A 5,009-nucleotide genomic window follows, 5' to 3' on the forward strand; every position below is an offset into this window, starting at 1 on the left:
ATTTTACATGGTTTTGCTACCTTTTTTGATACATCAAACCTGTTTCAAAGCTTTCTGTGGATCTATAAAAAATGAAGCCGTTACCATCGCAAACCCTGCTGAATTTTGATACAATAAACAAAAAACCTGTTAGCTAAAGGAGATTTCAAAATGGCTCACTTCGCTGCAATTTTACATATGAAAAATCCAGAGAAAAATCAGGAATTTCGCCCTCATCATCTTGAATATCTCGAAAAGCTAAAAGCAGAAGGCAAAATCTTCGCGAAAGGGCCGTTTGCCGATGGTTCAGGCGGGATGGTAATCTATATTGCTGATACGTTAGAGGAGGCTACACAGATAGCTGAATCTGATCCTTATGTAGTAGAAGGTGTACGACGTCTGGAATTGCATCAATGGAATATCTAAGAAACGCTACAAAGAAAAACCGCTCAGCAGTCGCTTGAGCGGTTTTTGTGTATGTCCATAGGTAACAAAAAACAAATGTACATGTAAATGGGGATTCTTTTATTTATTCACGGGTTACTTTTAGACCGCTTACATCTTTTTAAAGTTCATCTAGCTTTTTTGGTAATTTTGTTTTCCTGCCACTTACTCTTTGTCAGCCTCAATACAGCAGTACGTTTTGTTTTTATTTAATTCATGGATGCGTTCTAGCATCGCTTGCATCTGCTCTAGTAACGGTCCAAATTCCTCCATAGAGATCGCCGTACTTTCCACTAAGGCATTTTTAATCCCATCTGCTCTGCTTTGAAGCTGTTTCCCCTTCTCCGTAATGGTAATATTGACGGTTCGCTCATCAGTGGTAGAGCGCTCTCTTTTAACTAGCTCCATGGCTTCCAGTCTTTTTAGCATCGGTGTCAACGTACCTGAATCCAAATAAAGGAGCTGCCCTAGCTGCTTCACCGTACAGGAGTGCTCATCCCATAAAATTAAAAGCACTAAATATTGTGGATAGGTAAGTCCCATTTCTTCTAAATGCGGGCGATACAACCGACAAATCTCACGAGAACAGGCATAAATCGAAAAACATAGCTGTTGATCTAGCGCTAGCATTTTCTTGTTATTCATGATTTGTCTCCCCTCTTTTTACACTTCCAATTCAATTGTACACAATTTAGTTTTTGACAAATTAATCTTATGTCAAATATAATGGACGTGTCAATTGATTAACAGACAATTGACCTCGTTACTAAAGTGGCTCAATTTGTACATTAACACATTTTTGGTATCAATGTACCAAAATATTCAATACATCATGGAGGGTACAGACTATGACTACAAAAGCAGCATCTGCACATATGCAATTACCTTACTATATCAACGGTGAGTGGAGAAAAAGCTCCTCTAACGAAACCGTTAAAATATACTCCCCGTATAAAGACGGAGTCGTTGGCGAGGTACAAGCCATCACTCGCGAAGAAGTAGACGAAGCCATCAAATTAGCGGCTGAAGCACAAAAAGCTTGGGCTGAATTAAGCATTCGTGAACGTGCTACCTATCTGTATAGATGGATTGACGAGCTTTTGGCTATGAAGGACGAAATTGCTGACATCATGATGCAAGAGGTGGGTAAAACCTTTGCTGATGCCCAAAAGGAAGTGGAACGCTCTGCGGATCTCATTCGCTACAACATTGAAGAAGCTATTCATATGTACAACGAAAGCATGAGTGGTGAAAACTTTCCTGGCGGTTCAAAACAAAAAATCGCTATTGTTGAACGTGTTCCACTTGGTGTCGTTTTGGCTATTTCGCCATTCAACTACCCGGTTAACCTGTCTTCAGCTAAAATTGCACCAGCATTGATGATGGGTAATGCAGTAATCTTCAAGCCTGCAACACAAGGAGCTTTGAGTGGTATCAAAATGATTGAAGCCCTACACAAAGCAGGAATTCCGAAAAACATTGTAAACGTAGTAACCGGACGCGGCTCTGTGATTGGTGATTATTTGGTTGAGCATAAAGGAATCAACATGATTACCTTTACAGGCGGAACAGCGACTGGTTATCACATCGCAAGCAAAGCAAAAATGGTGCCACTTGTGATGGAGCTTGGCGGTAAAGATCCTGCTATCGTGCTTCCAGACGCTGATTTGAAATTAGCAACGGGTCAAATTATCTCAGGCGCCTTCTCTTATTCCGGTCAACGCTGCACCGCCATCAAACGCGTGCTAGTTCAGGATGAAGTAGCTGATCAGCTAACGGATATGCTAGCAGCAGAAGTAGCAAAGCTATCGATCGGTTCTCCTGAAGACAAAGCAACTGTCGTGCCTGTAATCGACACGAAATCTGCTGATTACATTCAAGGTCTCATTGATGACGCGATCGAAAAAGGTGCTAAAGTTTTGACTGGCAACAAGCGTGAGGGCAATTTGATTCATCCAACCCTGTTAGCAGACGTAACGCTTGATATGCGTGTAGCATGGGAGGAGCCATTCGGTCCTGTTCTGCCAATTATCCGAATTAAAGACGCAGAAGAAGCGATTGAGATTGCAAACAAATCCGAGTTTGGACTTCAAGCAAGCGTCTTTACGAATGATATTAACAAAGCATTCCATGTGGCGAAAAAGCTAGAAACAGGCTCCGTGCAAATAAATGGACGAACAGAACGCGGTCCAGACCACTTCCCATTCATTGGAGTAAAAGGTTCTGGTGTAGGCGTACAGGGTGTCCCAAAAAGCCTGCAATCCATGACACGTGATAAAGTTACGGTCTTGAACTTACAATAATATCCGCTGCGTTTTTACAATCTAGTTTTCATTAGACGCATACAAAAAAACGCCTCTTTTTGATGAAATCTGCTCATCATAAGAGGCGTTTTTTACTTACCTGATATTGATTCCATCAGACTTAAAAGAATTCGTCTGGGTTGGGACCAAAACGTTGATTTTGATTCAGATCATTGATTCTGCCCATATCTTCATCTGACAATGCAAAGTCAAACAAAGCTGCATTCTCCGTAATACGATGCTCTTTAACCGACTTTGGAATAATAACAACACCATTTTGCAAATGCCAACGAAGCACGATCTGAGCTGGTGTTTTTTCGTATTTTTGTGCCAATTTAGCCAAAACAGGATGATCTAAATTTCCTTGCATCAATGGGCTCCAAGCTTCGACCTGGATGTTGTTCTGTTTGCAATATGTAAGCAATTCCTTCTGGGTCAAGAGCGGATGCAATTCGATCTGGTTCACCATCGGCTTCACTTCTGCTGCTTTCATCAATTCTTCCAAATGATGCTTGTGGAAATTGCAGACACCTATTGCCCGTACCTTTCCATCCTTGTATAGCTTCTCCAATGCCTTCCATGTATCTACATATTTGTCTGTACCCGGCCAATGGATTAAATACAAGTCAAGATAGTCCAGACCAAGCTTTTTCAAGCTTTCATCAAAAGCAGCTAGCGTCGTCTCGTAGCCCTGATCGCTATTCCATACCTTAGTAGTTATAAATAATTCTTCACGGGGAACCCCAGCTTCAGCAATTGCTTGGCCAACCCCTTCTTCATTCTTGTAGATCATAGCAGTATCAATACTTCTATATCCGTGCTGAATTGCTGTTTTCACTGCGTGAACAACCTGAGCTCCATCATCTACTCTCCATACACCAAGACCAATCCAAGGCATTTTCACTCCATTTTGGAGTACTGTACAATCTGCGAGATGTTTTATCACTGCTGTTCCCCTCCTCAGCTTTTTAAAAGTGCTGTATGTAACAGCAACAGTTTCATTGTAGCATGTAGAGAATCCGTTTATCACCTATTGTGTGTGTTAACTTCTATATTTTCATACATCATCAACATGTTTAGATAATTCCATAGCAAAAAAAGAACCCATCTATCATGTAAACGGGTTCTTGCAAGTTGTTTTATTCGTCAAAACGTATCTATTATTTAGAAATTAGTTTGGTTAATTCTGTTGTCTCAGTTAGACGAATAGGTTTGTCGGTATAGGTTTTACCATCTTCGCTATAGTACATTCTGTCACTATCGTTTCCAGAGAAGATAAAGATATCGCTCTTAGAAGCAACCTTAACCGTAGTATTTACTTTCTTGTCGCCTTGTTTTTCTTTGGCCACAATTTCATGCTCTACTGGCTGATCATATACATATTCAATCGCTAGACCTAATTTGGTTGCTTTCTCAATGCTTAGCTCTGTTTCCTGGGTAGGAACGATTTCTCCCACGATACCTACACGTTTGTTTGTCAATTCAACAATTTTTTTGAAATCAGCGTCTGTAGATTTTAAAGTCTTTTTGTTACCGTATTTATATACGTTAATCTGACTAGGTTCTGGTAAGCCTTTACTGTCCTTAATTGGTTCGCCTTTAAAATCATTATTCGCTTTTGTATCCACTGGTGCCGGTGCTGGTGCCCCTTCTGGGTTTACTTTAGTAGGTTCTCCTGAGTTATTGGAGCAAGCTGTAAGCATAGCACATGCTAGTAGGACAAGCAGAGTCCCCTTCATTTTTTTCATCTTCCTCATCACCTTTCTTTGGACTGCAACTTCTATAAAGAAAGCTGCTGAATGAAACATGCCTTCTATTTTAACATTATTAGCCTGTAATGTGTAACCATCCAAAAACTGCCTTCCTGATTATGTAATAAAGTTTTTTCTAAATTTCTGGCTTGTCGATTCCATTTATTTGATTTACCACAAAAAAAGCCCTTTGAATCAGAAAGATGCCTATTCTCTCATGACAGCAACTAGGATGCTTCGAAGACAATCGAATCATCCCTCCATAAAAAAATGACCCCAATGGAGAGGGGATCATCGTGATGGTTTTGTAATAAAGAATTGATTAGGAAACAATGAACAAATTTGCGGGAATTGGCACAATGGTTTGTAGTAGATGTCCGCTTTGTCCAGGTAATGCTACAACGGGAAGTTGACCAAGAATGAGTACACCGCCACCGTTGCCCCCACTGCCACCGCAGGCTCCACCCCCGCCACCAACAAGGATATTACCGGTTATACCAGCAGCATTACTTCCTCCTACCCCTCCATTGAC

At 40.8% G+C, this 5,009-nt stretch carries 5 protein-coding genes and 1 pseudogene; 2 read left to right on the plus strand and 4 right to left on the minus strand.

Annotated elements, in window-relative coordinates; all coding sequences use genetic code 11:
• Positions 1 to 150: 150 nt before the first annotated feature.
• Positions 151 to 405: a YciI family protein gene (locus AYJ08_RS21045; protein WP_003335153.1), complete on the plus strand. Its 255-nt coding sequence runs from the start codon at positions 151 to 153 to the stop codon at positions 403 to 405.
• A 183-nt stretch (positions 406 to 588) separates the two neighbouring features.
• Here the strand turns inward: AYJ08_RS21045 and AYJ08_RS21050 are convergent, their stop codons facing one another.
• Positions 589 to 1,068 carry a MarR family winged helix-turn-helix transcriptional regulator gene (locus AYJ08_RS21050; RefSeq protein WP_031411032.1) on the minus strand — a complete coding sequence of 160 codons (480 nt, stop codon included), beginning with the start codon at positions 1,066 to 1,068 and terminating at the stop codon, positions 589 to 591.
• A gap of 203 nt (positions 1,069 to 1,271) precedes the next feature.
• On the opposite strand from AYJ08_RS21050, the gene AYJ08_RS21055 reads away from it, so the two are divergent.
• Complete coding sequence (locus tag AYJ08_RS21055; protein ID WP_064019342.1) at positions 1,272 to 2,726, plus strand: NADP-dependent glyceraldehyde-3-phosphate dehydrogenase; 1,455 nt, start codon at positions 1,272 to 1,274, stop codon at positions 2,724 to 2,726.
• 121 nt (positions 2,727 to 2,847) lie between these two features.
• On the opposite strand, the gene AYJ08_RS21060 is transcribed toward AYJ08_RS21055, so the two are convergent.
• The 3 genes and pseudogenes from AYJ08_RS21060 to AYJ08_RS24155 all read right to left on the minus strand — a co-directional run.
• Positions 2,848 to 3,672: an aldo/keto reductase gene (locus AYJ08_RS21060; RefSeq protein WP_031411036.1), complete on the minus strand. Its 825-nt coding sequence runs from the start codon at positions 3,670 to 3,672 to the stop codon at positions 2,848 to 2,850.
• A gap of 214 nt (positions 3,673 to 3,886) precedes the next feature.
• Positions 3,887 to 4,474, minus strand: coding sequence for a hypothetical protein (locus tag AYJ08_RS21065; protein ID WP_064019343.1), 588 nt, complete (start codon positions 4,472 to 4,474; stop codon positions 3,887 to 3,889).
• Positions 4,475 to 4,799: 325 nt separating this feature from the next.
• Positions 4,800 to 5,009 (minus strand): annotated as a pseudogene (locus AYJ08_RS24155) (hypothetical protein); the annotation flags it as partial.

Source organism: Brevibacillus sp. SKDU10 (assembly GCF_001645205.1).
Taxonomy (GTDB): Bacteria; Bacillota; Bacilli; order Brevibacillales; family Brevibacillaceae; genus Brevibacillus_B; species Brevibacillus_B halotolerans.

What these genes read in the sequence shown, in the direction of transcription:
- AYJ08_RS21065 (WP_064019343.1), bottom strand. Translation starts at nt 4,474, where the DNA reads ATGAAAAAAATGAAGGGGACTCTGCTTGTCCTACTAGCATGTGCTATG.
- AYJ08_RS21055 (WP_064019342.1), top strand. Translation starts at nt 1,272, where the DNA reads ATGACTACAAAAGCAGCATCTGCACATATGCAATTACCTTACTATATC.
- AYJ08_RS21050 (WP_031411032.1), bottom strand. Translation starts at nt 1,068, where the DNA reads ATGAATAACAAGAAAATGCTAGCGCTAGATCAACAGCTATGTTTTTCG.
- AYJ08_RS21045 (WP_003335153.1), top strand. Translation starts at nt 151, where the DNA reads ATGGCTCACTTCGCTGCAATTTTACATATGAAAAATCCAGAGAAAAAT.